Below are 21,504 nucleotides of genomic sequence, written 5' to 3'. Positions count from 1 at the left end.
ACGCGCAAAGACCGTGCCCATGAAGCGCAAGACCGGACAAGACCGCAGCATCACCGCCACCTGGCGTCCCGCAACGCAGGCCGTGCGCGGCGGCACTGCGCGCAGCGAATATGGCGAAACGTCGGAGGCGTTGTTCCTCACCTCGGGATATGCCTATGACTGTGCCGGCGACGCCGCGGCACGGTTCGCGGGCGATCAGGTCGGTATGACCTATTCGCGCTTGCAGAACCCGACGGTCGAGATGCTGGAGGAACGCATCGCCCTGCTCGAGGGGGCGGAGGGCTGTCGCACCATGGCGACCGGCATGGCGGCGATGACGGCGGCGCTGCTGTGTCAGCTGTCGGCGGGCGACCATCTGGTCGGCGGGCGTGCCGCGTTCGGGTCGTGCCGCTGGCTGACCGACACGCTGCTGCCGAAATTCGGGATCGAGACCGACGTCGTGGATGCCCGCGATACGCAGGCGTTCATCGATGCCAGCCGTCCCAATACCAAGGTCTGGTTCTTCGAAACGCCGGCCAACCCGACGATGGACGTCGCCGACCTGACCGCGATCTGCGCCGCGGCACGCGAGCGTGGCATCGTCACGGTGGTCGACAACGCCTTTGCCAGCCCGGCGCTGCAACGGCCGATGGACTTCGGCGCCGACGTCGTTGCCTATAGCGCCACCAAGCTGATGGAAGGGCAGGGCCGCGTGCTGGCCGGTGCGGTGTGCGGCCGCAAGGCGTTCATCGACGACGTGCTGCTGCCCTTCACCCGCAACACCGGGCCGACGCTCAGCGCGTTCAACGCCTGGGTGGTGCTTAAAGGGCTGGAGACGCTCGACCTGCGCGTGATGCGCCAGTCGGAAAACGCGCTGAAGGTCGCGAGCTTCCTCGAAGCGCGCGTGCCGCGGATCAATGCGCCGGGCCTGCCCAGCCACCCGCAGCACGCGCTGGCGATGCGGCAGATGAAGATGGCCGGGCCGATCTTCTCGTTCGAACTGGACGGCGGGCGTGCCCAGGCGCACGGGCTGCTCGATGCGCTGCAACTTATCGATATCTCGAACAACATCGGCGATTCGCGCTCGCTGATGACGCATCCCGCCTCGACCACCCATTCGGGCGTGGCCGAGGAAAAGCGGATCGAGATGGGGATTTCCGAAGGCATGATCCGCATCAATGTCGGTCTGGAGGATCCCGAGGACCTGATCGCCGACCTCGATCAGGCCTTGCGCGCGGTCGCCCTATGAAGGCGCTGTTCCCGCACGAGGCGACGACCGATGGCATCGTGGTGCGGGTGTCGGCGACCTATCTGCCCGAACAGTCGCAACCGCAGCAGGGGCGCTGGTTCTGGGCCTATCATATCCGGATCGAGAACGGGTCGGACCGGACGGTGCAACTGCTCACCCGCCACTGGATCATCACCGATGGCCGCGGCGAACGGCATAGCGTGGAGGGTGAAGGCGTGATCGGCGAACTGCCCGTGATCGAACCGGACGGCAGCTTCGACTATGTGTCGGGTTGCCCGCTCTCGACGCCGACCGGCGCGATGCAGGGTAGCTATCACATGCTGGCCGATGACGGCGACACGTTCGACGTGGCGATCCCGCGCTTCGCGCTGCTGGCGCCGGCGGTGGGCGCATGAAGCGGACGCACCTGCCGCTGAACGGGCTGCGCGTGCTCGACGCCGCCGCCCGGCATCTGTCGTTCACCCGTGCCGCCGACGAACTGGCGGTGACCCCGGCCGCCGTGGGCCAGCAGGTTCGCGCGCTGGAGGATACGCTGGGCGTCGTCCTGTTCCGCCGCACGACCCGCGGCCTCGAACTGACGCCGGAGGGCGAGGCGGGGTTGGTCGCGCTACGCGGCGGTTTCCTGCAGTTCGAGGAGGCGGTTCGCGCGATGCAGGCGGGGCAGTCGTCCAAGTCGCTGACCATCGCCGCACCGCGCGACCTGACGCAAAAATGGCTGCTGCCGCGCCTGTCGCGCATCGCCGCCGCCGATCCCGAACTCCGCTTCGCGCTGGTCGCGACGGACGATGCGCTCGACTTCACCGAAGCCAATCTCGACCTGGCGATCCGCTGGGGCGAGGGGCCCGGCGCGCATGAGGGCGAGGCGCTCGAATCGGACGGCATGGTCACGATCGAACGCGCCGGTGGCGGCACCGACACCCGCATCGGCTGGCCCGGCTGCTCGCCCGAGGACGCCAGCGCGCTGGTCCGCGTCGCCGATGCCGGCCTCGCAATCGATGCCGCGGCGGCCGGTCTTGGTCGCGCTACCGTGCCTGAGCTACTGGCCCGCGACGACATTACCGCCGGCCGCGTCGCGGTGGTCGGCGAGCCCAAGTCCGGGCGGCTCGGCTATTGGCTGGTGGCACCCTTGCCGCAATGGCGACAGGCGAAGGTAAAGGCATTGGTGGACGCGCTGGTGGGGTAGGGCCAAAGCCACCATTGCCGCCCGCCAATGCATTCTACCTGCCGCCGCGCTTGCCCCGGCGGGCGTACCGCGCCATCTGGAAGTGATGCATACTGCTCCCGACACGCTCGCCCTGATCGGCAACACCCCGCTCGTCCGCCTGAAGGGGCCGAGCGAGGCTGCCGGCGCGGAGATTTTCGCGAAGTGCGAATTCGCCAACCCCGGCGCCAGCGTGAAGGACCGCGCGGCACTGTTCATCGTCGAGGATGCCGAGGCACGGGGCCTGATCCAGCCCGGCGGCACGATCGTCGAGGGGACGGCGGGCAATACCGGCATCGGCCTGGCGCTGGTCGCCAATGCCAAGGGCTACAAGACGATCATCGTCATGCCCGAGACGCAGAGCCGCGAGAAGATGGACACGCTGCGCGCGCTCGGCGCCGAGTTGGTACTTGTCCCCGCCGCACCCTATTCGAACCCCGGGCATTTCGTCCACACCAGCCGGCGGATCGCCGAGGAAACGCCCAACGCGATCTGGGCGAACCAGTTCGACAATATCGCCAACCGCCGTGCGCATATCGTCGGCACCGCGCCGGAGATCTGGGCGCAGATGGAGGGGCGGATCGACGGCTTCACCTGCGCCGCCGGCACCGGCGGGACGCTCGCCGGCGTCGGGCTGGGCCTGAAGGAAAAGGACGAATCGGTAACGATCGCGTTGACCGATCCGCATGGCGCGGCGCTGTACGACTATTATGCCCATGGCGAGTTGCGCTCCGAAGGCACGTCGGTCGCGGAGGGGATCGGGCAGGGACGGATTACCGCCAATCTCGACGGGGCGCCGATCGACACCCAGTTCCGCGTGTCGGACGCGGAAGGCATGGTCTGGGTCCGGCGGCTGCTGGCGGAGGAGGGGCTATGCCTCGGCCTGTCGTCGGGCATCAACGTCGCGGGCGCGGTGCTGCTCGCGCGGCAGCGGGGGCCGGGCAGCCGCGTCGCGACGATCCTGTGCGACACGGGTTTCCGCTACCTCTCGACGCTCTACGATCCGGCATGGCTGGCGGCGAAGGGGTTGGCGGTCGACAGCGGGGACAGTTCGTCGTAACACCGCCGCAGATGGTGCCGCGTTCCGACCAATCCCAGCTTCTGCAACGCCTGCGCGTCGGCGCGACCGGACTGGTGCTGGTCGTGCTGCTGATCGTGCTGGCGAGCGCGCTGTTCCGCTCGGCGATCGACGAACCGCCGATCGGCGAGGATGTCGCGACCGTCGAGGAACAGGCCAATGTCGCGCTGGCGAATCTTGCGGCAGCGGGTAATCCCGACGAGCCGCTGGCCGAACTCGGCATTTCCCCCGGCGCCGCGCCGGGCGCCAATGCGGTAGTGCCCGAAGCGCGCTGAGCGCCGTTGTTCCGATAGCCGGAAACTTTCGAGTGGCCCTATAGCCGCGAGCGTCACCCCAACGCAGGCTGGGGTCTTCCCGTTTCTAGCGCGTTCTGCTTGCCGCGAGAGACCCCAGCCTGCGCTGGGGTGACGTTTGTGGTGGGCAGGGCCGAGCTTGCAGCAGCCTACCGAACAGCTCCGTTCCCGGCACAGATTCGCCGGACCGAACCCCCGGAAAACCCCCTCCACCCGCCCGCACCCACCCCGGTGGCGGGCCATCCCATCCCCATACCAAAATTCCGACGCCGAACGCTGGCGAACAAACAACGTACATCCCATAAATTGACTATCCGGTGGTGCTTTTTCCCACTCTCACCCAACTTCTCCCATTGTGACCCATGTTGTGTTTTGGTACGTCTTGGACGTCACAGGGGGCAGGTCCTGGGATCGTCGAAACACACCGCCCGGCGCGTATTTGCCGGCGGCGGCGCTTCTCCTGCGTGACGGAACAGGGGCAAGGTGTCGGAGAGGGAACTCTACCTGAGCTACGGGCTACAGGCGGTCGACGCGAAGGGTCGCGTCGCAGTGCCTGCCAAGCTGCGCTCGGTGCTGGAGAAGAACGCCGATTCCCGCGAACTGCTGCTCAAGCGCCACGGCAAGCACGTCTGCCTCAGCGCGTTCGATGCCGCGTGGCCGAAGCTGCTCTATTCGCGCCGGCCGCAGGGCAGCGACGAGGATGCCGACACCGATTACAATGTCGCGGGCAAGGCGTTCGGCAACCTGGAGACCGCGCCGTTCGACAGCGCCGGTCGCTTCGTCTTGCCGACCTTCTATCGCCGCCGTGCGAAGATCGACAAATGGGCGTTCTTCCACGGACGTGGCGATACCTTCAACATCTGGGACCCGTTCACGCTGATCGCCGATATCGAGATCGACGCCGATACGCGCGAGCTGTGCGAGTTTCTGATGGAAGAGAAGGGGCTGCAATGACCGCCGCGCCGCATATCCCGGTGCTGATGGCCGAAGCGGTCGCCGCGCTCGCGATCCAGCCGGGCGAGACGCATGTCGACGCGACCTTCGGCGCGGGCGGCTATACGCGCGCGATGCTGGCCGCAGGGGCCAATGTCGTCGCGTTCGATCGCGATCCGACCGCGCACGACGCCGCCGCGCCGCTGCTCGCCGAGGCAGGGGAGCGGTTGACGCTGATTCGTGCGCCGTTTTCGGCGATGGTGGGCGAACTGGCGGCGCGTGGCATTGACGCGGTCGAGGGCGTCGTCATGGATATCGGCGTGTCGTCGATGCAGCTCGATCAGGCCGATCGCGGCTTTTCCTTCCAATATGACGGTCCGCTCGACATGCGGATGAGCCGCGAGGGGCTGACCGCCGCCGAATGGCTCAACACCGCCGACGAGGCCGAGATTTCGGACGTGCTCGACCGCTATGGCGAGGAACCGCGCCACCGCCGCGTCGCGAACTTCATCGTCGGCGCACGGCCGCTGGCACGCACCGGCGAACTCGCCGCAGTCGTCCGCCGCGCGCTGGGCCATCGTCCGCACGAAAAGAAGGACCCGGCGACCCGCGCGTTCCAGGCGATTCGCATCCACCTGAACGATGAGCTGGGCGAGCTGACCGCCGGGCTCGACGCGGCGGAGCGGGTGCTGCGAACCGGCGGGCGGTTGTCGGTGGTCAGCTTCCACAGTCTGGAAGACCGGATCGTGAAGCGGTTCCTGCGCGAACATGGCGGCGCGATGCCTGCCGGGTCGCGCCACCGCCCGGTCGTGGCGCAGGGGCCGGCGCCAAGCTTCGGCAACATCGCCAAGGCGGTGCGGCCCAGTGACGAAGAGATATCGGCCAATCCGCGCGCGCGTTCGGCGACGTTGCGCGTGGGGCTTCGCACGGCTGCGGCGCCGTGGAGTTCGAACGGGAGTGCGATGTAATGGGGACGTTCGGGTTCGGGACCCTCGGTAAATTGGTGGCGGTCGGCGTGATGGCGCCGGCCTTCTATCTCGTCATCTCGCAGGGCGCGGCGGAACGCGGCCGGGTCGAGGCGGTCGAGCGCTCGATCGTGCAGGCGCGCAAGGACATCCGCGCGCTGGAAACCGAATTCGACACCCGCGCGAACATGGCGCAGCTCGAACGCTGGAACGGTGACGTCCTGTCGCTCGCCGCACCGCGCGCCGAACAATATGTCGGCGGCGAACACCAGCTGGCATCGCTGCCGGGCCGGACCGAAGGCGGCAACGTCGCCCTCGCTTATGTCGTGCCGGCCGCCCCGATGGAAATGGCCGCCGCAACCCCCGAACCCACGCTCGCCGCCACTGCCATCACCGCCGCTCCCGTCGTCGCGCCGGCCAAGGCCGAAAAGGCCAAGCCGGTCGTGAAGCCGGTCGGCGCGGTCCGCACCGCTGCCGTCGTGCCGGCCAAGGCGCGGGCCGTCGCGATGCTCGACCGCACGCTGCTGAGCGACGCGACGATGGCCGACCTCGCGCGTTCGGCGCGCAAGGAAGCCGCCCGGCCGTGATCGTCGTCGTGGCGCCCCCCCTCAACCAGCAACGTGCCGACGGCGGCCGCCACACGCTGGTCAACATCGCTCATTACCGGTTGATGGTGCTGATGCTGTTGTTCGCGGCGGGCGTCACGGTCATCCTCGCGCGGCTGATGCTGCTGGCGGTCGCCGCCGAGCCACGCTCGGCGATCGCGGCGGAGGCGGCGCTGGTGCCGCTGCGCGGCGATCTGGTCGATCGCAACGGCGCGCCGCTCGCGCGCACCATCGACGCATGGTCGATCGCGGTCCGTCCGGACAAGGTGATCGGAGACAAGAAACAGCTGGCGGAGCAACTCGCCGCGCTGATGCCCGATCACGACGCGGCCTATTATTATACGCAGCTGAACCTCGACCGCGGCTTCGTCTATCTGCGCCGCCGCGCGCTGCCCGAACTGGTGCAGGCGGTGAACGCGCTGGGTGAGCCGGGCATCGCGCTGGGTCGCGAGCCCGAGCGGCTGTATCCGCAGAGCGCGATGGCGGCACATGCGCTCGGCTATCTCGACATGGACGGGCGCGGCGTGCGCGGCATGGAGAAGTTCCTGAACGCCCGGCTGGTCGATCCGGCCGAGCGCGGACGTCCGGTCGCGCTCAGCCTCGACCTGCGCGTGCAGGCGGCACTGGAGAGCGAACTGGCCAACGCGATGGCGGTGTTCCAGGCGCGCGGTGCCGGTGGCATCGTGCTCGACAGCGATACCGGTGAGGTGATCGCGATGACCTCGTTGCCGACGTTCAACCCCAACCATGTGACCGCCAACACCGGACAGATGAACACGGTGACGCAGGGCGTGTACGAGCTGGGATCGGCGTTCAAGCCGCTGACCATGGCCGCCGCGCTCGATACCGGCGTCGTGCCGTCACTGTCCAAGCGCTATGACGCGACCCAGCCGCTGGCCGTCGGCGGCTTCCGCATCCGCGACGACCATGCGCAGAAGCGCTGGCTGAACATCCCCGAGACGCTGGTCCATTCGTCGAACATCGCCACCGCGCGCATCGCCGACGAAATGGGGCAGTCGCGGATGGAAAAGCTGTTCCGTTCGCTCCATTTCGACGCCGCGCCCGATATCCAGCTCGAAAAGTCGCGCACCATCTGGCCGCATTACTGGGGCCGCACGACGACGATGACCACCGCTTACGGGCACGGTATCGCGGTTACGCCGCTGCACCTTGCCAGCGCGTATGCCGCGCTGGTCAATGGCGGCATCTGGCGTCCGGCGACGATGCTCAAGCTCAAGCCCGGACAGGCCCCGGCGGGCAGCCGCGTGTTTTCGGAAGCGACCAGCGCCAAGATGCGCGGCCTGCTACGCCTCGTCGTCACCGACGGTACCGGGCGCAAGGCGGAGGCACCGGGCTTCCGCGTCGGCGGCAAGACCGGCACTGCCGAAACCGTCGGCGCCGGCGGTGGCTATTCGAAGAAGGTCAACGTCTCGACCTTCGCGGCGGTCTTCCCGATGGATCGCCCGCGCTATGTCGTGATCGCGATGCTCGACAGCCCGAAGGGGACGAAGGAAACCTTCGGCTTCACCAGCGCCGCGTGGACCGCCGCACCGGTAGTCAGCCGGGTGATCTCGCGCACCGGTCCATTGTTGGGGGTGATTCCCGACGCCAATGCCGATATCGACATCGCCGGATTGCGCGGGCTGCTGTGGCACGCGCCGGGTGATGCGAAGAAGCTGGCGAACGTCGAATGAAATTAGGAACGATCACGGGCGGTGACGAACCGCAAACGGTGACCGGCTTCGCGATCGATCATCGCAAGGTCGCGCCGGGCACGATCTTCGGTGCCTTCGAAGGCGCGCGGGTCAATGGCGAGGATTTCATTCCCGCCGCCATCGCCGCCGGCGCCGTCGCCGTCGTCGCCCGTCCCGAAGCGGTGGTCGAAGGCGCCGTCCACATCGCCGCGCAGGACCCGCGCGAAGCCTTCGCCCGCGCCGCCGCCGCCTTCTTCGCGCCGTTCCCGCCGACCTGCGTCGCGGTGACCGGCACCAACGGCAAGACCAGCACCGTCGAAATGGTGCGACAACTGTGGCGGATGCAGGGCCACCACGCCGCGTCGATCGGCACGCTGGGCGTTACCACCGCCGACGAACGCGTCGTGACCGGCCTGACCACGCCCGACATCGTCACCTTCCTGTCGAACGTCGCGGGGCTGGCGCGCGAGGGCGTGACCCATGTCGCGTTCGAGGCGTCGAGCCACGGCCTGTCGCAATATCGCACCGAAGGGCTCCCGGTCCGCGCGGCGGCCTTCACCAACCTCAGCCGCGACCACCTCGACTATCATGGCGACATGGCGAGCTACCTGACCGCCAAGCTGCGCCTGTTTTCCGAAGTGCTCGCCGACGACGGCACCGCGGTGGTGTGGATCGACGATCCCCATGCCGACCGGGTGATGGACCTCGCCCGGGTCCGCGGCAATCGCCTGATCACCGTTGGTGAACATGGCGAGACGCTGCGATTGGTCGGCCGCGACCCCAGCCTGCTCGGACAGGTGCTGACCATCGAGGCCGAGGGCGCGACGCACAAGGTACAGTTGCCGCTGATCGGTGCCTATCAGGCGGCGAACGCGCTCACTGCTGCGGGCCTCGTGCTGGCAACCGGCGGCACGCTCGCGGCGACGCTCGCCGGACTGGCGCGGTTGCAGCCGGTGCGCGGGCGGCTGGAACGCGCGGTGATCCTGCCGAACGGTGCGCCGGTCTATGTCGATTACGCGCACACCCCCGATGCATTGGAGGCCGCCATCGCTGCGCTGCGTCCCCATGCCGACGGGCGGCTGATCGTCGTGTTCGGCGCCGGCGGCGACCGCGACAATGGCAAGCGCGCGCCGATGGGCGAGGTCGTCGCCGCCCGCGCCGACGTGGCGATCGTCACCGACGACAATCCTCGCACCGAGGACGCCGCGCAGATTCGCGCGCAGGTGATGGCCGGCGCGCCGAACGCGACCGAGATCGGCGACCGCCGTGCCGCGATCCGCGCCGCGTGCGACATGGCGCAACCGGGCGACATCGTGCTGATCGCGGGCAAGGGGCACGAGCAGGGCCAGATCGTCGGCGACATGATCCTGCCGTTCGACGACGTACAGGTGGCGCGTGACTGTGCGGGCTGACGGGCCGCTCTGGACCGCCGCCGCCATCGCCGCCGCGACCGGGGGCACCGCCTCCACCGATTTCACCGCCAACGGCGTCGCCTTGGACAGCCGCGAAGTCGGACCGGGCGACCTGTTCGTCGCACTGTCGGGCGAGGCGACCGACGGGCACCGCTTCGTAGCCCAAGTGTTCGCGCAAGGGGCGGCGGGCGCGATCGTGTCGCGCCCGGTCGACGGCCCGCATGTGCGGGTCGACGACACGACGGTCGCGCTGAACCAGCTCGCCACCGCTTCCCGCGCGCGGACCGCGTCGCGGATCATCGGCGTGACCGGATCGGTCGGCAAGACCGGGACCAAGGAAGCGCTGTTCGCCGCGCTCGACCGGATCACTCACGGCAACGCGCATCGCTCGGTCAAGAGCTACAACAACCATACGGGCGTGCCGCTCAGCCTCGCCAGGATGCCGGCGTCGACAGAGGCGGCGGTGTTCGAAATGGGCATGAACCATGCGGGCGAACTGTCGCAACTGACCCGCCTCGTTCACCCCGAGGTCGCGATCGTCACGACGATCGCACCCGCCCATACCGAATTCTTCACGGGCGAAGATGCGATCGCCCGTGCCAAGGGCGAGATTTTCGAAGGGCTGGTCGAGGGTGGCATCGCCATCGTGCCGTATGACAGCCCGCACCGCGACACGCTGATCGCCGCTGCCCGGCCGCACGCTGCGAAGATCGTGACCTTCGGCCTGCGTGAAGGCGCCGATGTGCGCGCGATCGAGCATGTCCGCCTGTCGGGCGGCGACAGCTTCGTCACCGCGCGGCTGGGAACGCGTGAAGTCAGCTACACGCTCGCCCCGCCGGGCGAACATTGGGTCGCCAATTCGCTGGCAGTAATGGCGGCGGTCGATGCGATCGGCGGCGATCTGGGCGTTGCCGGCCTCGCGCTCGCCGACCTTGCGGGCCTTGCCGGTCGTGGCGCTCGCCGCAGGCTGACGCTGGCGGGCGGCGACGCGCTGCTGATCGACGAAAGCTACAACGCCAACCCCGCATCGATGCGCGCCACGCTGAAGGTTCTTGCCGCCGAACGCGCCGATCGCCGCATCGCGGTGCTGGGCGAAATGCGCGAGCTGGGCGAGTCGTCGGACGCCTATCACGCCGCGCTGGCGGTTCCCATCGACGAAGCGGGCGTTTCGCGCGCCGTACTGGTGGGGGCGGGGATGCTTCCCCTCGCCAAGGCGCTTGAGGGCCGCATCGAAACCGTCCATGTGCCCGACGCCGCCGCCGCCGCACAGGTCCTGTCCGACCTTATCGCGCCGGGCGACGCGGTACTCGTAAAGGGATCGAACGGGGTGGGGCTGGCGCGGGTCGTCGCCGACCTGTGGGGCCAGGACTGATGTTGTACGAACTCGCCGAATATCTCGGCTTTCCCGGTGTGCTGAACCTGTTCCGGTATTTGTCGTTCCGCACCGGTGCGGCGACGGCGACGGCGCTGTTCCTGGGGCTCATCATCGGCCCGCGCTTCATCGGCTGGCTGCGCGTGCGCCAGGGCAAGGGGCAGCCGATCCGCCTCGATGGGCCACAGACCCACCTCGCCAAGCGCGGCACGCCGACCATGGGCGGGTTGATGATCCTCACCTCGCTCGCCACGTCGGTGTTGCTGTGGATGGACCTTGCCAATCCGTTCGTCTGGGCGTGCCTGTTCGTGACGCTCGGGTTCGCTGCGATCGGCTTCCTTGACGATTATGACAAGGTGCGAAAGGCCAGCACCGCGGGCGTGTCGGGCCGCACCCGCTTGTTGCTCGAATTCCTGATTGCCGGCATCGCCAGCTGGATCATCATCCAGCAGACCGGCACGATGCTCTATGTCCCGTTCTTCTCGAACGTCGCGATCGACCTCGGGCCGTTCTACGTGATCTTTGCCGCCTTTACGATCGTCGCGTTCGGCAATGCGGTGAACCTGACCGATGGCTTGGATGGCCTCGCGACGATGCCGGTCATTATCGCCTCGGTCGCGCTGATGCTGATCGTATACATGGTCGGCAATGCCAAGTTCGCCGCCTATCTCGGCATTCCGCATGTGCTGGGCGCGGGCGACCTCGCGCTGTTCTGCGGGGCGATTGTCGGGGCGGGGCTGGCGTTCCTGTGGTACAACGCTCCCCCGGCGGCGGTGTTCATGGGCGATACCGGCAGTCTGGCGCTCGGCGGCGCGCTGGGTGCGATCGCGGTGTCGTCGCATCATGAAATCGTGCTGGCGATCATCGGCGGGCTGTTCGTCGTCGAGGCGCTGTCGGTCATCATCCAGGTTTTCTGGTACAAGCGCACCGGCAAGCGCATCTTCCGCATGGCGCCGATCCACCATCATTTCGAACAGCTCGGCTGGGCCGAGGCGACGGTCGTGATCCGCTTTTGGATCGTGGCGTTCGTGCTGGCGCTGGCCGGCCTGTCGACGCTGAAGCTGCGGTGATTGTCGCTGCCGCCTGGGTGGGCAAGAAGTTCGCGGTGCTGGGGCTGGCGCGCTCCGGCGCGGCGACGGTACGAGCGCTGCTGACCGGTGGGGCGGAGGTTGTCGCGTGGGACGGCGATGCGGCAAAGCGCAACGCCCTTTCTCCCTCTCCCCGCTCGCGGGGAGAGGGGCCTTCTTCTGCGACAGCGCCCGCGACACCCCCTCTCCCAACCAGTTCCGGGTCAACAGCGCCCCGCGCTGTTGAGGTTGTGCCGGGGGCACAACCGACCCGGAACTCCCCCATGGGGGAGAGGGCTTTGGTGTTTGCCGACCCGCTGACGATCGACCTCACCGGCTTCGACGGCGTCGTCGTGTCGCCCGGCGTGCCCCTCAACCGCCACCCGATCGTCACCCACGCCGGCGACACCCCCATCATCGGCGACATCGAACTCTTCGCCCAGGCCCGCGCTGACCTGCCGCCGCACAAGGCCGTCGGCATCACCGGCACCAACGGCAAGTCGACCACCACCGCCCTGATCCACCACATCCTCGACCAGGCCGGCATCCCCACGAGGATGGGCGGCAATATCGGCCTGCCGATCCTCGCGCAGGACCCGCTGCCGGAGGGCGGGGTCTATGTCCTCGAATTGTCGAGCTACCAGATCGACTTGACCTACAGCCTCGACTGCGACGTCGCCGTGCTGCTCAACATCACCCCCGACCATCTCGACCGCTATGCCGGCTTCGAAGCCTATGCAGCGTCAAAGGCGCGCCTGTTCGCGATGCAGTCGGCAGGCCATGCCGCGATCATCGGCACCGGCGACGCGACCTCGGCCGCTATCGCCGACACGCTGCCGCGCGCCACCCGCATCAGCGTACCCGCCGATGCACCTGCCTATGGCCCCGCACTCGCTGGCCCCCACAATGCCCAGAACGCGCTGACCGCCATCGCCGTCTGCGAAGCGCTCGGCCTCGCCGCCGACACCATCCGCGCTGGTCTCCAAAGTTACCGTGCGCTCCCGCACCGGATGGCACATGTCGCGGACGTAGGCGGCGTCGCCTATGTCGACGACAGCAAGGCCACGAACCCGGATTCGACCGCGCCGGCGCTCAATGCGTTCGCCCGCATCCACTGGATCGTCGGCGGCCTCGCCAAGTCCGACGACCTCGACGCCTGCCGCCCCGGTTTCGGCAATATCGTCCACGCCTACACCATCGGCACCGCCGCACAGCGCTTCGCCGAGCTCCTTGCGCCCGACCTGCCGGTAACCATCGCCAACACATTGGACGAGGCGGTAAAATTGGCCGCGACAGTCGCGCAGCCGGGCGATACCGTACTTTTGTCGCCGGCGTGCGCGTCGTTCGACCAATTCAGTGATTTCGAAGCGCGGGGACGCGCCTTCGCGGCGGCGGTGGGGGCATTGCAATGACCGATACGGTACGCGGACGCGACGTCCGGGCGCTGCGGCAACGGGTCGAGACGTTGCAGGGGCGCAGCGCGCGCTCGCCGATCGGCGCGTGGTTTCGCGAAGTCGACCGCGTCCTGCTGCTGATCGCGATGGTGTTGATCGCGATCGGCCTCGTCGCGGTCGCCGCGGCGTCGCCCGCTTCGGCGGTGCGCTATTCCGGTGGCGACGTCACCGTGCCGCCGATGATGTATTTCTGGCGACAGGCGGGGTGGATCGCGCTGTCCTTTCCGGTGATGATCGTCGTGTCGATGCTGCCGGTCACGCTCGCGCGGCGGCTGTGCCTGCTGGGCGCCGCGGTGCTGGTCCTCGCGCTGATGGTCACGCCGTTCGTCGGCGTGGAGGCGAACGGCGCGCGGCGCTGGATCAACCTCGGCGTCGGCCAGTTCCAGCCGTCCGAGTTCCTCAAACCCATGTTCATCGTCACGACGGCGTGGCTGTTGTCGCTGCGCGCGAAGGACCCGCAACTGCCGATGCTGTGGGTCACCGGCGCGCTGACCGCGGTTATCGCCGGCTGCCTGATGCTCCAGCCCGATTTCGGCCAGACCGTGATTTTCTGCGGCGTCTGGGCGGCGCTGCTGGTGATCGCGGGCATCCCGGTGCGCACCATGGCGCTGCTCGGCGCGGCGGGCGTCGGGCTGATCGCCGCCGCCTACACCTTCTACGGCACCGCGCGCGTCCGTATCGATGGCTTCCTGTTCCCCGATCCCGCAAGCGCCGCCACCGACAGCTATCAGGTCGATATGGCGCACGCCGTGCTGACGGCGGGCGGGGTGGTCGGCACCGGCCCCGGCGGCGGGCGCGTCAAGTTCAAGCTCCCCGAAGCGCATACCGACTATATCTTTGCGGTGGTCGGCGAAGAATTCGGCCTGATCGCCTGCGCCATCATCGCCATCATTTTCCTCGCCATCGTCGTGCGCGTGTTCGTCCGCCTGCTGGACGAGGAGGACGCGTTCAAGCTGCTCGCCGCCGCCGGCCTAGCCGTACAGTTCGGCGCACAGGCGCTCATCAACATGGCGGTCAATGTCGGCATCGCTCCGTCGAAGGGGATGACGCTGCCCTTCATCTCGTACGGCGGGTCGTCGATGATCGCGCTGTCGATCGGCATGGGACTGCTGCTCGCTTTCACCCGCCGGAACCCGTATCTGAGCCGCTCACCTTACGGCCCACAGCGCTGGAGCGGAGCGAAATGAGCAAGCACTATGTCCTCGCCGCCGGGGGCACCGGGGGACATATGGTCCCGGCAGCGGCGCTGGCGACCGAACTGACCCGGCGTGGCCACCGCGTCGCATTGGTCAGCGACGAACGCGGCGTGCGCTTTCCCGACCTGTTCGACGGTATCCAGACCCATGTCCTGCCCGCCGGGCGCCTGAGCGGCGGTCCGCTCGGCTGGGTCAAGGCCGGGCGGCAGATGCTGGCCGGCCGGTCGATGGCGATCGAGCTGTACAAGACCTTCCGCCCCTCGGCCGTAATCGGCTTCGGCGGCTATCCCGCGCTCCCCGCGCTGCTCGCAGCCTTCGCGCAGAAGGTGCCGACGATCATCCACGAACAGAATGCCGTGCTGGGTCGGGTCAACCGGCTGGTCGCGGGCAGCGTCCATGCCATCGCCACCAGCTACGAACGCGTCGACCGGTTGAAGGACAAGCACGTCCCCAAGACCCATCTGGTCGGCAACCCGGTGCGCGAAAGCGTGCTGGCGCTCCGCGAACGCCCCTATCCCGCACTCGACGAGGAAGGCATCTTCCGCGTGCTGGTGACCGGCGGCAGCCAGGGGGCGAGCATCCTCAGCCAAGTCGTGCCCGACGGTCTCGCGCTGTTGCCCGTAGCCTTTCGCCGCCGGATGCAGGTGACGCATCAGGCGCGGATCGAAGATATCGACGCGGTGCGTGCCAAATATGCCGAACACGGCATCCCGGCGGAGATCGCGACCTATCTCCCCGACCTGCCCGACCGGCTGGCATGGAGCCATGTCGTCATCGCCCGCGCCGGCGCCTCGACCATTGCCGAGCTGACCGCCGCCGGCCGTCCCGCGATCCTCGTGCCGCTGCCCGGCGCGACCGACGACCACCAGACGGCGAATTGTCGTGAGATCGTGGCCGCGGGCGGCGGGCGTTCGATCCAGCAGGCGCAGTTCACCGCGCCTGAACTCGCGAAACAGATCCAGAAGCTCGGCCTCGATCCCGCTGCGCTCGCCAACGCCGCAGCCCGCGCGCGCAGCAGCGGCCGGCCGTTCGCGGTCCGTGACCTCGCCGACCTGGTCGAGAGCATCGACGCACCCAAGGCGAAAGTGGGCAAGATCACTCCCGCCAAACGACAGAAGGAAGCATTTGCGTGAAGGGCGTCGCTACCGACATCGGCACGATCCATTTCGTCGGCATCGGCGGCATCGGCATGTCGGGCATTGCCGAAGTGATGCACAATCTCGGCTATAAGGTGCAAGGGTCGGACGTGGCCGAGGGCTATGTCGTCGACGGCCTGCGCGGGCGCGGCATCGACGTGCATATCGGCCACAGGGCGGAGAATGTGGAGGGCGTGGCGGTGGTCGTCACCTCGACCGCGATCAAGCCCGGCAACCCCGAACGGGACCATGCGCTTGCCAAGCGTATCCCTGTGGTCCGCCGCGCGGAGATGCTGGCCGAACTGATGCGCCTGAAATCGACTGTCGCGGTCGCGGGGACGCATGGCAAGACGACCACGACCTCGCTGATCGCCGCGCTGCTCGATGCCGGCGGCGTCGATCCGACCGTCATCAACGGCGGCATCATCAACTCCTACGGCTCGAACGCCCGGCTCGGCGCATCGGACTGGATGGTGGTCGAGGCGGACGAAAGCGACGGCAGCTTCCTGCGCCTCGACGGCACGATCGCGGTCGTGACGAATATCGACCCCGAACATCTCGACCATTATGGCAGCTTCGACCGGGCGAAAGACGCCTATGTCGAGTTCATCGAGAATGTGCCCTTCTACGGCGCGGCGGTGCTGTGCCTCGACCACCCCGAAGTGCAGGCGCTGATCCCGCGCATCCGCGACCGCCGCATCGTCACCTATGGCTTTGCCGCGCAGGCCGATGTGCGCGGTGTCGAGGTGACGGCGGGCCGCGACGGCAACCGTTTCGACTGCGTGGTCCGCGACCGCGACGGCCAGACCCGCACCATCACGGGCATTCACCTGCCCATGGCCGGTCGCCACAATGTCCAGAACGCGCTGGCGGCGATCGCCGTCGCCGTCGAACTCGGCCTCGACGACGCGACCATCGCACAGGGCTTCGCCAAGTTCGGCGGCGTGAAGCGCCGCTTCACTCGCGTCGGTGAAGTCGCCGGCATGACCGTGATCGACGATTACGGCCACCACCCGGTCGAAATCCGTGCGGTCCTCTCTGCCGCGCGCGAAGCGACCGGTGGCCGGGTGATCGCCGTCGTCCAGCCGCACCGCTATTCGCGACTGGGTGCGCTGATGGACGAGTTCGCCCAGGCGTTCAACGACGCCGATGCGGTCCATGTCCTCCCCGTCTACGCCGCCGGCGAAACCCCGGTCGAAGGCGTCAGCGCCGAGGCACTGGTCGACGGCATCCGCCTGCGCGGCCACCGCTCGGCACAGGTCGCGGCGGACAAGGACTCGCTGGCCACCGCGTTGGCCGCCGAAGGACAGGACAGTGACCTGATCGTCTGCCTCGGCGCGGGTGACATCACGAAGATTGCCGCCGGCCTGCCCACCGCGATCGCGAGCAAGCTGGCATGAGCGACTGGTTCTCCACCGCGATCGAGATGCAGCGCGAAATCCTGCGCGCGCAACAGGCGCAGCTCGACGCGGCGAAAAAGCTGCTCGACACCGCCGAAACGCGCGACATGACGCAAGTCGGCAAGCAGATCGCCGATGCGCAGGCAGAGGCATGGACCGCGTGGGCGCGTTTCTGGGGCAGCGGGAAATGACCCTGCCGCCGGTCCGTGGCAAACTGACCGCGAACGCACCGCTGGCCCCGCTCGTCTGGTTCAAGGCGGGTGGCGCAGCCGAGTTGCTGTTCGAACCGGCCGACACGGACGATTTGTGCGACTTCCTCGGTGCGCTCGATCCGGCGGTCCCGGTAATGGGGCTGGGCCTCGGCTCCAACCTGATCGTCCGCGACGGCGGTGTGCCGGGTGTCGTCGTCCGCCTCGGCAAACCCTTCGCCAAGGTCACAGCCGATGGTCTGACGCTTACCTGCGGCGGCGGGGCGAGCGGTATCCTCGTGTCCTCGACCGCGCGCGACGCAGGCATTGCCGGCGTAGAGTTCCTCCGCTCGATCCCCGGCACGGTCGGCGGCTTCGTGCGGATGAACGGCGGCGCCTATGGCCGCGAGGTGGCGGACGTGCTGGTCGAGGCGCAGGTCGTGACGCGCGACGGTTCGCCGGTGACGCTGACACTCGCCGACCTTAACTATCGCTACCGTCACAGCGACCTGCCCGACGGCGCGATCGTGGTGTCTGCCACCTTCCGCGGCGAACAGGGCGAGCCTCGGGCGATCCAAGCCGAAATGGACCGCATCGCCGCCGCGCGCGAAGCCTCGCAGCCATTGCGGTCGAAGACCGGTGGCTCGACCTTCAAGAACCCCGATGGCCACAAGGCGTGGGCGCTGGTCGACGCCGCCGGCTGTCGCGGGCTGATACGCGGCGATGCGCAAGTGTCGGAAAAGCACTGCAACTTCCTGCTCAACACTGGCAACGCCACCAGCGCCGATATCGAGGCGCTGGGCGAGGACGTGCGGGCGAAGGTGCTGGCGCAGTCGGGCGTGACGCTCGAATGGGAAATCCAGCGGGTAGGGGTGGCGTGACCAAACTTCCCCCAACCAACCCGTTCGGTTCGAGCAGCTTCGAGCGAAGTCGAGAAGCGTCCGTCGAGAACGCGGTCGTTTGGGGCAACTCCTTCTCGACTTCGGGTCTCGGCAAGCTCGACCCTGCGCTCGAAGCAAACGGGTATAATGTGATAACGAAGGAACCGAACGCGTGACCGACCCCCTGCACATCGTCGTCCTCATGGGCGGCTGGTCGTCGGAACGCGAAGTCTCGCTCATGTCGGGTGCCGGCGTCGCGACCGCCCTCGAATCGCTCGGTCATAAAGTCACCCGCATCGACATGGACCGCAACATCGCCGCGCGCCTGACCGAAGCGAAGCCCGACCTCGTCTTCAACGCGCTGCACGGGACGCCCGGCGAAGACGGCACGGTGCAGGGGATGATGGACCTGATGGGGCTGCGCTATACGCATAGCGGCCTCGCCACCTCGGTCATCGCGATCGACAAGGTGCTGACCAAGCACGCGCTCGTCCCCGCCGGCGTCCCCATGCCCGGTGGCCGCATCGTCAAGACCGCCGAACTGTACGAGCGTGACCCGCTCCCGCGCCCCTATGTGTTGAAGCCGGTCAGCGAAGGTTCGTCGGTCGGCGTCGCGATCGTCACCGACGACAGCAACTATGGCAACCCGATCGCGCAGGGCTCGAAGGGTCCGTGGCAGGAGTTCGACGAACTCCTCGCCGAACCCTTCATCCGCGGCCGCGAACTGACCACCGCGGTGCTGGGCGACCGCGCGCTGGGCGTGACCGAACTGAAGCCCAAGAGCGGCTTCTACGATTACGACAGCAAATATACCGACGGCCTGACCGAACATGTCTGCCCCGCCGACATCCCCGACGACATTACCCAGGCGTGCATGGCCTATGCCGTCACCGCCCACCGCGTACTCGGCTGCAAGGGCGCGTCGCGCACCGATTTCCGCTGGGACGACGACCGCGGCATCGACGGCCTGTTCGTCCTCGAAACCAATACCCAGCCCGGCATGACTCCGTTAAGCCTCGTCCCCGAACAGGCACGCCATGTCGGCATGAGCTACGAGCAGCTCGTCGGCTGGATCGTGGAAGAGGCGATGCGATGACCCAGACCGGCAAGCGCGTCGTCCAGACCCGCACCGTAAAACCCAAGCGTCGCGTCCAGGCCAAGCGTCCGGTCCGCGTCTCGGTCCTTGACCAAGCCGTCGCGGCATTGCCCGGCGGTGCTGCGACCGCGCGCCGCATCGTCGGGTGGAGCCTGACCGCCGGTGCCGGGGCGATCGTCCTCGCGCTCGCCAACTGGTTCGGGCTGTTCGGCATGGTCGGCGTGGCGGCGGCCGAAGCGGTCGGCGCGGCGGGCTTCCGCGTCGAACAGATCGAGGTAACCGGCCTGAAGCGGATGGACGCGACCTCGGTCTATGCCGTCGCGCTCGACCAGCGTTCGCGCGCCATGCCGCTGGTCGATCTCGACGCCACGCGGCAGAAGCTGCTCGACTATGGCTGGATCGCCGATGCCCGCGTCTCGCGCCGGCTGCCCGACACGCTGGTCGTCGACGTGGTCGAACGCGACCCCGCGGCCGTCTGGCAGAACAAGGGCCAGCTGATGCTGATCGACGAAGGCGGCGTGCTCTTGGACGGCGTGCAGCCCAACAAGATGCCGCGCCTGCCGCTGGTCATCGGCGACGGTGCCAATGCGCAGGAACCGGCCTATCGCAAGCTGATGGCCGCCGCACCCGCGCTCAAACCCGTGGTGAAGGCCGCGATCTGGGTCGGCAATCGCCGCTGGGACATCCTGTTCCAGACCGGCGAACGGCTGGTCCTGCCCGAAGGCGACAAGGAATCGGCGCGCGCGCTGGTCAAGTTCGCGCAGCTCGACGGCACGCTCGGCCTGCTCGGCAAGGGCTATGACCGGTTCGACCTGCGCGATCCGACCAAGCTGGTCGTGCGGATGAAACATGCGACACCGGATAACGGTGATGACGGCAGCGAGCAGGGCAATGCCGCGTCGACCGCGAAACCGGTCGAAGGCGACTGAACAGGGGGCAGGGGACCATGGCGAAAACGGCACCGGAAGGGATCATCACCGCACTCGACATCGGCACGTCGAAGGTGTCGGCGCTGATCGCGCAGGCGGGTGAGGGCGGCGAACTGACCGTGCTCGGCACCGGCCAGCGCGAGAGCCGCGGCGTCAAGCGCGGCTATATCGCCGACATGAAGGCGACCGAGACGGCGGTCCGCGAAGCGGTCGAACAGGCCGAACGCATCGCCGGCTTCAATATCGAGGATGTGTGGGTCAGCTTTTCGGCCGGCGGCCTCGTGTCCGATATCGTCAAGCTCGAGGTCGATCTGGGCGGCCACCGCGTCGAACAGTCGGATATCGATGCGCTGCTGAAGGCCGGCCGCAACGCGATCGATCCGGGCCAGCGCATGGTGCTGCACGCGCAACCGATGCGCTACACGCTAGACGGTCTGGGCGGCGTGAAGGAACCCAAGGGCCTGCACGCCGATCGCCTCGGCGTCGAAATCCACGTCGTCGCGACCGAAGGCTCGCCGGTCCGCAATCTCGACCTGTGCGTCCGCTCGGCACATCTCGAGACGAAGTCGATCGTCGCCGCGCCGGTCGCCACCGGCCTCGCCTGCCTGTCCGAAGAGGAACGCGAACTGGGCGTCGCGCTGGTCGAAATCGGCGCGGGCATCACCAACGTCTCGGTCTTCGCCAATGGCGTACTGACCGGCCTCGCCTCGATCGCGATGGGCGCCAGCGATATCACCGACGACGTTGCCTCCGCCTTCGGCACCAACCGCGCACAGGCCGAACGGCTGAAATGCTTCTACGGTTCGGCCAACATGTCCCCGCGCGACAACCACGACATGATCGATGTCGCGCCGGTCCGCGTCGACGAGGATGCCGAGGGGACCCGGATCACCCGTGCCCAGCTGATCGCGGTGATCCGCCAGCGGCTCGACCGACTGGTAGCGGAGATCAACAAGGAACTGCGCCGGCTGAACTTCGAGGATCCCGTCGGGCGGCAGGTGGTGCTGACCGGTGGTGGTGCGGAGCTTAAGGGGATCGCCGACTATGCGCAGCAGGCGCTGGGGCGTCCGGTCCGCGTCGGCCGTGCCCGCGGGCTGACCGCGCTGCCCGATGCCCATTCGGGTCCCGGATTCGCGACGCTCGCCGGCCTCGCCATGTTCGCCGCGTCGAACCCGGTCGACCTGCGCGCATTGCAGCCGACGCAGCAGATGGTATCGCGGCCCAGCACCGGGGCGTTGTTTCAGCGTCTGTTGACCGCATTCCGAACCAACTATTGACTTTTTATTACCATCGGGCCGGGTGGGGGGCTAGGATCGTCCCCCGGCTTGATGCACAACCGCCTTTCGAAATTTGTGCCCGGTGCCGGCCGGGACAGG

The 21,504-nt window shown here is 68.0% G+C and carries 21 protein-coding genes; all 21 read left to right on the top strand.

What is annotated here, in order from left to right; translation table 11 throughout:
- Positions 1 to 19: 19 nt before the first annotated feature.
- The 21 genes from MF610_RS07630 (at position 20) to ftsA (ending at position 21,405) form a co-directional block, all read left to right on the top strand.
- Positions 20 to 1,228, top strand: a complete 1,209-nt coding sequence (locus MF610_RS07630; RefSeq protein WP_242194523.1) for a trans-sulfuration enzyme family protein — start codon at positions 20 to 22, stop codon at positions 1,226 to 1,228.
- Positions 1,225 to 1,623 (top strand): Co2+/Mg2+ efflux protein ApaG, encoded by a 399-nt coding sequence (gene apaG, locus MF610_RS07625; RefSeq protein WP_242194521.1) that lies wholly within the window; start codon positions 1,225 to 1,227, stop codon positions 1,621 to 1,623. The genes MF610_RS07630 and apaG overlap by 4 nt, the downstream gene beginning before the upstream one ends.
- Positions 1,620 to 2,411, top strand: coding sequence for a LysR family transcriptional regulator (locus tag MF610_RS07620; protein WP_242194519.1), 792 nt, complete (start codon positions 1,620 to 1,622; stop codon positions 2,409 to 2,411). Before apaG ends, MF610_RS07620 begins: the two co-directional genes overlap by 4 nt.
- A gap of 85 nt (positions 2,412 to 2,496) precedes the next feature.
- Positions 2,497 to 3,489, top strand: a complete 993-nt coding sequence (locus MF610_RS07615; RefSeq protein WP_242194516.1) for a cysteine synthase A — start codon at positions 2,497 to 2,499, stop codon at positions 3,487 to 3,489.
- Positions 3,490 to 3,500: 11 nt separating this feature from the next.
- Positions 3,501 to 3,782, top strand: a complete 282-nt coding sequence (locus MF610_RS07610) for a hypothetical protein (RefSeq protein ID WP_242194513.1) — start codon at positions 3,501 to 3,503, stop codon at positions 3,780 to 3,782.
- Between the two features lie 501 nt (positions 3,783 to 4,283).
- A complete protein-coding gene (locus MF610_RS19150) occupies positions 4,284 to 4,754 on the top strand; it encodes a division/cell wall cluster transcriptional repressor MraZ (protein ID WP_242194510.1) in 471 nt (156 codons plus the stop codon).
- A complete protein-coding gene (gene rsmH, locus MF610_RS07600; RefSeq protein ID WP_242194508.1) occupies positions 4,751 to 5,701 on the top strand; it encodes a 16S rRNA (cytosine(1402)-N(4))-methyltransferase RsmH in 951 nt (316 codons plus the stop codon). Before MF610_RS19150 ends, rsmH begins: the two co-directional genes overlap by 4 nt.
- Complete coding sequence (locus MF610_RS07595; protein WP_242194506.1) at positions 5,701 to 6,285, top strand: hypothetical protein; 585 nt, start codon at positions 5,701 to 5,703, stop codon at positions 6,283 to 6,285. The genes rsmH and MF610_RS07595 overlap by 1 nt, the downstream gene beginning before the upstream one ends.
- Positions 6,282 to 7,997, top strand: a complete 1,716-nt coding sequence (locus tag MF610_RS07590; protein ID WP_242194504.1) for a peptidoglycan D,D-transpeptidase FtsI family protein — start codon at positions 6,282 to 6,284, stop codon at positions 7,995 to 7,997. The genes MF610_RS07595 and MF610_RS07590 overlap by 4 nt, the downstream gene beginning before the upstream one ends.
- Positions 7,994 to 9,409 carry a UDP-N-acetylmuramoyl-L-alanyl-D-glutamate--2,6-diaminopimelate ligase gene (locus tag MF610_RS07585; protein ID WP_242194500.1) on the top strand — a complete coding sequence of 472 codons (1,416 nt, stop codon included), beginning with the start codon at positions 7,994 to 7,996 and terminating at the stop codon, positions 9,407 to 9,409. Before MF610_RS07590 ends, MF610_RS07585 begins: the two co-directional genes overlap by 4 nt.
- The gene (locus MF610_RS07580) at positions 9,393 to 10,781 is read left to right on the top strand and encodes a UDP-N-acetylmuramoyl-tripeptide--D-alanyl-D-alanine ligase (RefSeq protein ID WP_242194497.1); all 1,389 of its coding nucleotides are present in this window, start codon (positions 9,393 to 9,395) and stop codon (positions 10,779 to 10,781) included. The genes MF610_RS07585 and MF610_RS07580 overlap by 17 nt, the downstream gene beginning before the upstream one ends.
- Positions 10,781 to 11,851, top strand: a complete 1,071-nt coding sequence (mraY, locus tag MF610_RS07575) for a phospho-N-acetylmuramoyl-pentapeptide-transferase (RefSeq protein WP_242194494.1) — start codon at positions 10,781 to 10,783, stop codon at positions 11,849 to 11,851. Before MF610_RS07580 ends, mraY begins: the two co-directional genes overlap by 1 nt.
- Positions 11,848 to 13,260 carry a UDP-N-acetylmuramoyl-L-alanine--D-glutamate ligase gene (gene murD / locus MF610_RS07570; protein WP_380870966.1) on the top strand — a complete coding sequence of 471 codons (1,413 nt, stop codon included), beginning with the start codon at positions 11,848 to 11,850 and terminating at the stop codon, positions 13,258 to 13,260. Before mraY ends, murD begins: the two co-directional genes overlap by 4 nt.
- Positions 13,257 to 14,489: an FtsW/RodA/SpoVE family cell cycle protein gene (locus MF610_RS07565; protein WP_242194491.1), complete on the top strand. Its 1,233-nt coding sequence runs from the start codon at positions 13,257 to 13,259 to the stop codon at positions 14,487 to 14,489. The genes murD and MF610_RS07565 overlap by 4 nt, the downstream gene beginning before the upstream one ends.
- A complete protein-coding gene (gene murG, locus MF610_RS07560) occupies positions 14,486 to 15,631 on the top strand; it encodes an undecaprenyldiphospho-muramoylpentapeptide beta-N-acetylglucosaminyltransferase (protein ID WP_242194488.1) in 1,146 nt (381 codons plus the stop codon). Before MF610_RS07565 ends, murG begins: the two co-directional genes overlap by 4 nt.
- Positions 15,628 to 17,034 (top strand): UDP-N-acetylmuramate--L-alanine ligase, encoded by a 1,407-nt coding sequence (gene murC / locus MF610_RS07555; protein ID WP_242194486.1) that lies wholly within the window; start codon positions 15,628 to 15,630, stop codon positions 17,032 to 17,034. Before murG ends, murC begins: the two co-directional genes overlap by 4 nt.
- Positions 17,031 to 17,225, top strand: coding sequence for a hypothetical protein (locus MF610_RS07550; RefSeq protein ID WP_242194484.1), 195 nt, complete (start codon positions 17,031 to 17,033; stop codon positions 17,223 to 17,225). The genes murC and MF610_RS07550 overlap by 4 nt, the downstream gene beginning before the upstream one ends.
- Positions 17,186 to 18,103, top strand: a complete 918-nt coding sequence (murB, locus tag MF610_RS07545) for a UDP-N-acetylmuramate dehydrogenase (RefSeq protein ID WP_242194482.1) — start codon at positions 17,186 to 17,188, stop codon at positions 18,101 to 18,103. The genes MF610_RS07550 and murB overlap by 40 nt, the downstream gene beginning before the upstream one ends.
- A 172-nt stretch (positions 18,104 to 18,275) precedes the next feature.
- On the top strand, positions 18,276 to 19,199 hold the full coding sequence (locus MF610_RS07540; RefSeq protein WP_339328515.1) for a D-alanine--D-alanine ligase: 924 nt from the start codon (positions 18,276 to 18,278) through the stop codon (positions 19,197 to 19,199).
- Positions 19,196 to 20,128 (top strand): cell division protein FtsQ/DivIB, encoded by a 933-nt coding sequence (locus tag MF610_RS07535; RefSeq protein ID WP_242194480.1) that lies wholly within the window; start codon positions 19,196 to 19,198, stop codon positions 20,126 to 20,128. Before MF610_RS07540 ends, MF610_RS07535 begins: the two co-directional genes overlap by 4 nt.
- A gap of 17 nt (positions 20,129 to 20,145) precedes the next feature.
- A complete protein-coding gene (ftsA, locus tag MF610_RS07530) occupies positions 20,146 to 21,405 on the top strand; it encodes a cell division protein FtsA (RefSeq protein ID WP_242194478.1) in 1,260 nt (419 codons plus the stop codon).
- Positions 21,406 to 21,504: the final 99 nt, after the last annotated feature.

The organism is Sphingomonas hankookensis, from assembly GCF_022664465.1.
Classification (GTDB): domain Bacteria; phylum Pseudomonadota; class Alphaproteobacteria; order Sphingomonadales; family Sphingomonadaceae; genus Sphingomonas; species Sphingomonas hankookensis.
The sequence above is the reverse complement of the archived record's forward strand: the minus strand, read 5'-3'. Positions and strand labels throughout refer to the sequence as shown.

Bases quoted from the DNA above. Each gene is read 5' to 3' on its own strand.
- MF610_RS07630 (WP_242194523.1), top strand. From the start codon at position 20: ATGAAGCGCAAGACCGGACAAGACCGCAGCATCACCGCCACCTGGCGT.
- apaG (WP_242194521.1), top strand. From the start codon at position 1,225: ATGAAGGCGCTGTTCCCGCACGAGGCGACGACCGATGGCATCGTGGTG.
- MF610_RS07620 (WP_242194519.1), top strand. From the start codon at position 1,620: ATGAAGCGGACGCACCTGCCGCTGAACGGGCTGCGCGTGCTCGACGCC.
- MF610_RS07615 (WP_242194516.1), top strand. From the start codon at position 2,497: ATGCATACTGCTCCCGACACGCTCGCCCTGATCGGCAACACCCCGCTC.
- MF610_RS07610 (WP_242194513.1), top strand. From the start codon at position 3,501: ATGGTGCCGCGTTCCGACCAATCCCAGCTTCTGCAACGCCTGCGCGTC.
- rsmH (WP_242194508.1), top strand. From the start codon at position 4,751: ATGACCGCCGCGCCGCATATCCCGGTGCTGATGGCCGAAGCGGTCGCC.
- MF610_RS07595 (WP_242194506.1), top strand. From the start codon at position 5,701: ATGGGGACGTTCGGGTTCGGGACCCTCGGTAAATTGGTGGCGGTCGGC.
- MF610_RS07585 (WP_242194500.1), top strand. From the start codon at position 7,994: ATGAAATTAGGAACGATCACGGGCGGTGACGAACCGCAAACGGTGACC.
- mraY (WP_242194494.1), top strand. From the start codon at position 10,781: ATGTTGTACGAACTCGCCGAATATCTCGGCTTTCCCGGTGTGCTGAAC.
- MF610_RS07565 (WP_242194491.1), top strand. From the start codon at position 13,257: ATGACCGATACGGTACGCGGACGCGACGTCCGGGCGCTGCGGCAACGG.
- murG (WP_242194488.1), top strand. From the start codon at position 14,486: ATGAGCAAGCACTATGTCCTCGCCGCCGGGGGCACCGGGGGACATATG.
- MF610_RS07550 (WP_242194484.1), top strand. From the start codon at position 17,031: ATGAGCGACTGGTTCTCCACCGCGATCGAGATGCAGCGCGAAATCCTG.
- murB (WP_242194482.1), top strand. From the start codon at position 17,186: ATGGACCGCGTGGGCGCGTTTCTGGGGCAGCGGGAAATGACCCTGCCG.
- MF610_RS07535 (WP_242194480.1), top strand. From the start codon at position 19,196: ATGACCCAGACCGGCAAGCGCGTCGTCCAGACCCGCACCGTAAAACCC.
- ftsA (WP_242194478.1), top strand. From the start codon at position 20,146: ATGGCGAAAACGGCACCGGAAGGGATCATCACCGCACTCGACATCGGC.